Annotated in this window: 4 protein-coding genes and 1 pseudogene; all 5 read right to left on the minus strand. The window is 57.0% G+C overall.

Annotated elements, in window-relative coordinates; all coding sequences use genetic code 11:
• Positions 1-85: 85 nt before the first annotated feature.
• A complete protein-coding gene (locus tag B5F87_RS20170; protein ID WP_002571011.1) occupies positions 86-274 on the minus strand; it encodes a transposon-encoded TnpW family protein in 189 nt (62 codons plus the stop codon).
• Positions 275-289: 15 nt separating this feature from the next.
• Positions 290-1132 carry an ATP-binding protein gene (locus B5F87_RS20175; RefSeq protein WP_087284430.1) on the minus strand — a complete coding sequence of 281 codons (843 nt, stop codon included), beginning with the start codon at positions 1130-1132 and terminating at the stop codon, positions 290-292.
• Complete coding sequence (locus B5F87_RS20180) at positions 1129-1887, minus strand: phage replisome organizer N-terminal domain-containing protein (protein ID WP_087284433.1); 759 nt, start codon at positions 1885-1887, stop codon at positions 1129-1131. The genes B5F87_RS20175 and B5F87_RS20180 overlap by 4 nt, the downstream gene beginning before the upstream one ends.
• Before the next feature lie 112 nt (positions 1888-1999).
• On the minus strand, positions 2000-2386 hold the full coding sequence (locus B5F87_RS20185; protein ID WP_087284436.1) for a cysteine-rich VLP domain-containing protein: 387 nt from the start codon (positions 2384-2386) through the stop codon (positions 2000-2002).
• Positions 2376-3410 (minus strand): annotated as a pseudogene (locus B5F87_RS20190) (relaxase/mobilization nuclease domain-containing protein); the annotation flags it as partial. The gene B5F87_RS20185 and the pseudogene B5F87_RS20190, both read right to left, overlap by 11 nt.

Here is a 3410-nt window from a genome sequence, read left to right on the forward strand (position 1 = left end):
CCCACTATTCCGTGGTTTCATTGTACCACGGAACAGGGCTGGTTGTATAGCGGCAAAAGTGTCAAATCTGCTTCTTTACAGCTTGTCAAATCGCCGGTTTTTGTGTAGCAGCGGCTTCCGCTTCCAGTACCCGCGCCATTTTGTCGGCGGCGGTGGTGGTAGTGTCTTTCTTGAAATAGCCGGACACGACAAGGACGGAATTGCCCATGCGGATTTCCGTCACGCAGTCGGGGCGGCGGGCGGTGCGGGTGTCGTGCTGCTTGTTATCTGTCATAGGCAAATACTCCTTTCAGTCGGTAATCAGTTTCTTCATGCTCTCCATTTTCCGCTGTGCGGTTTCCTGCCGGAAATTCTCGCCGGTAAAGCGTACCGGTACGCACATGGAAAGCAGGCGGTCATAAATCCGGGAATGGGCGGTGTCCTCCGGGTTTCGCAGGTCGTCCAGCGTGAGGTTGGTCGTGACGATCAGCGGCCTGCCGCTGCGGTAACGGCTGTCAATCACATTGAAAACCTGTTCCAGCCCGTATTCTGTCCCGCGCTCCATGCCGAAGTCGTCAAGGATAAGCAGCGGATAGCGGCAAAGGTGGGAAATGTACTCGTTGCGGTTCTCAAAGCTGGCGGCAAGGTCGTTGAGGATAAGGGCAAAGTTTGTCATGTGGACGGGGATTTCTTTCTCCATTAGGGCGTTTGCGATACAGCCCGCAAGGTAGCTTTTCCCGGTTCCCACGCCGCCCCAGAACAGGCAGCCGATATTGTCGGTTCGCATATCCTCCCAGTGTTCCACATACCGGCGGGCAATCCCGGCCTGCGGGTTCCTGCCGTTGTCGTTCTCAAAAGTCCAGTCCCGCATGGTGGGGTCGGTAAAGCCCCGGCGTTTCAGTTCTTCCACGGTGTCAAGGTGCCTGCGCCGCTTCTCGGCGGCCTCCCGTTCCTCGCGGGCGGCTCTCTGGCAGTCGCACTCTGCCGGGTGGCGGTCACGGCCAAAGATAGCGGCCTTATCCGGCGCAAAATAGGCTTCTTTCGGCTTATGGCACTTGCCGCAGTACAGTAAACCATCCTCGCCGGTGTAGTCCTCCGGCTCCGGGGTGGCAGCCGTCATATTCTCCAAAACAGCGTTGATTTCGTTCTTCATAAACTCTCGCCCTCCTTGCATGAGTAGTCTGGTATGCCCTTTTTCGGGGATTTCCTGGCTGCGTCCTCCTGCGCCCATTTGTAGATTGTGGCGGCATGGCTGCGGTATCGCTTGCCGCTGGACGCGATATGGCAGGATAGCCGGTCAATGTAATAGTTCCATTTGTCGGGCAGGTCTGCTTTCAGCCCGTCCAGTTCTGATTGCGAAAGAAAGACATTTTCATATCGGCCATAGGCGGCGCGGGCAGGCTGTCCCGTATCTAACTCTCGCTCTCTCTCTTTTTCTATCTCTATCTCTTTCTCTATCTCTATCTCTGGTGGACAAATGTCCGCTTGATATGGTGGACATTTGTCCGCCCCGGCCTTTGGCAAGGCTTTCTGCTCCTGCAAAGCCAGCCTTGCCCGCCGTTTCCGCTCCCCCTCGGTAGAGGATTGGCCGATAAGCAGTTCAATGTTGCTCATATACAACGCGCCGTTCTGTAACGGCTCCACAAGCCCCAGCTTCATAAAAATCTGCAAGGCTCGCTCTACGGTGCCAACTTGCTGGCGGGTAATGGTGGCAATCATCTGCGCGGTGTAGGGAATATTTTCATCAAGCTGCAACTTCCCGCCGTTTTTCAGCGATTTCAGGTACAGTTTCAAGAGAATGTTGGAATAGAGGATACCGTCCTGCATACTTTCCAGCAGCACGATAGCATCCTCGTCAAAGTAATTCTCTTTCAGCTTGAGGTAGTAGTATTTTCGGTTGTCTGACATGGTTCCTCCTTTGGGTGGATTTAGGGCGTTTGTACGCATTTAGAACGCCGTTTCCGGGGGAAAAGGATAAATGTATCAAGCCCCCGTTGAGGGCGGGCAAAAAAGCCTTGATTTACAAGGGTTTGACAGCCCCTAAATGCGTAGAAAGGTGGTAGCGTTTGCGCTGTCGCTCGGCTTCTTTGCGGCGGCGTACTCTGGCGGCGCAGTCGGGGCAGTATTTCCCCCGGTTGGATTTGGGGACAAATGCTGCCCCGCAGACGGCACACCGTTTCCGGCTCCCCCGGTACAAGAGGGCTGCGGCCAGTTCCCCGTCAAGTGGCAGGACAGCCACACGGAACCAGCGGCACATGAGGGAAAGGGAAATGCTCTGGACGCACACGCAAGGCTCCCCGTCGTCCAACAGCAGGCAGTTTCCCTCGTCGTAGTTACAGCACTCATGCACCAGCCGCCGCGCCCGCCGGTGCTGGCGGTAGTCCATTCTCGGCAGCTTATCGCTCATGGCTCTGCTCCTTTCTGCGGCGGGGTTCCTCCCGGCGCAAAATCTGGTCGATGTTCCGCTTGACCGTCTGCAACTCCGCATACCGCTGCTTCTGTTCGTGGTAGGTGTTATAAAGGCCGGATTTCTTGGAGACAAGCTGCTCGATCTCGTCCTGCAACGCTTTCCGGGCGGGCAGCTTGGTAATGCCATGCGCCTTGAAATACCGGGCGGCTGCGTCGGCTATGATAAAGTCGCTCTCATGCGCCTGCCGGTATGCTTCGCGGGCTTTGGGGGATTTCTGCGCTTTCAGCCCGTCGCGGGCAGGCTTGGTCTTGGCGTAGGCAAGTACCTGTTGCTGCAACTCCTTTTTCCCTTGCAGCTTCGTTTCCAGCGTTTTCAGTTCGCCGCTGGTCTGGCGCATTTCCTGATAGGCGGTATCAACGGCAGCTTCTAACTGCTCCGGGGAAGTGAAGCCGTATTCCTGATACACATTCAGCGTCGCGGCCATCTGTTTGAGGTTGTGCATGGCCGCCCAGCGTTCATAGCCCCGGCCTTTGCCCTCGGCCATTTTCTGCTCAATGTCCACAAGCCGCTGCACACCGTCCTCTTTCGGGGCGGTCTTGGCGGCTCTGTCTGCCCGTAGTTGGTCTTTGATAGACAGGGCTTCGGTCTTTTCTGCGGCTCCGGCGGCATGGGTCTGCGGCTGGGGGACGGAATGAACTGTTACGCCCCTCTGGGCGTTCTGCTCCAAAACGGCAAGGACAGCGGTGCGGTCAAAATCGTCACCCAGCTTGCGGGCAGTAATGGGCTTTGTCCTGTCCGGCGTGAGATAGGATAGCCGCCCCCGGCTCTCCTTGACGGCCACGCCCTCCCGCAGCAGCAGAGAGGAAAAGTCCTCGAATGAGGTCGCCGCAGACAGCGCGGCGCGTATGGTCTGCCGCAGCTTCTCCTTGTTCGTTTCAAACTTGGTCTGCCGGGGCGTGATACCGCCTGCAATCATGGGGGCGTTCTGCTTGTCCAGCGCGGCCTGTCCCTTTTTCTGCGC

It is taken from the genome of Eubacterium sp. An3 (assembly GCF_002159465.1).
In the GTDB taxonomy this organism is placed as follows: Bacteria; Bacillota; Clostridia; order Lachnospirales; family Lachnospiraceae; genus Anaerobutyricum; species Anaerobutyricum stercoris.

Coding starts and splice junctions, on each gene's coding strand:
- B5F87_RS20170 (WP_002571011.1), bottom strand. CDS start 274: ATGACAGATAACAAGCAGCACGACACCCGCACCGCCCGCCGCCCCGAC.
- B5F87_RS20175 (WP_087284430.1), bottom strand. CDS start 1,132: ATGAAGAACGAAATCAACGCTGTTTTGGAGAATATGACGGCTGCCACC.
- B5F87_RS20180 (WP_087284433.1), bottom strand. CDS start 1,887: ATGTCAGACAACCGAAAATACTACTACCTCAAGCTGAAAGAGAATTAC.
- B5F87_RS20185 (WP_087284436.1), bottom strand. CDS start 2,386: ATGAGCGATAAGCTGCCGAGAATGGACTACCGCCAGCACCGGCGGGCG.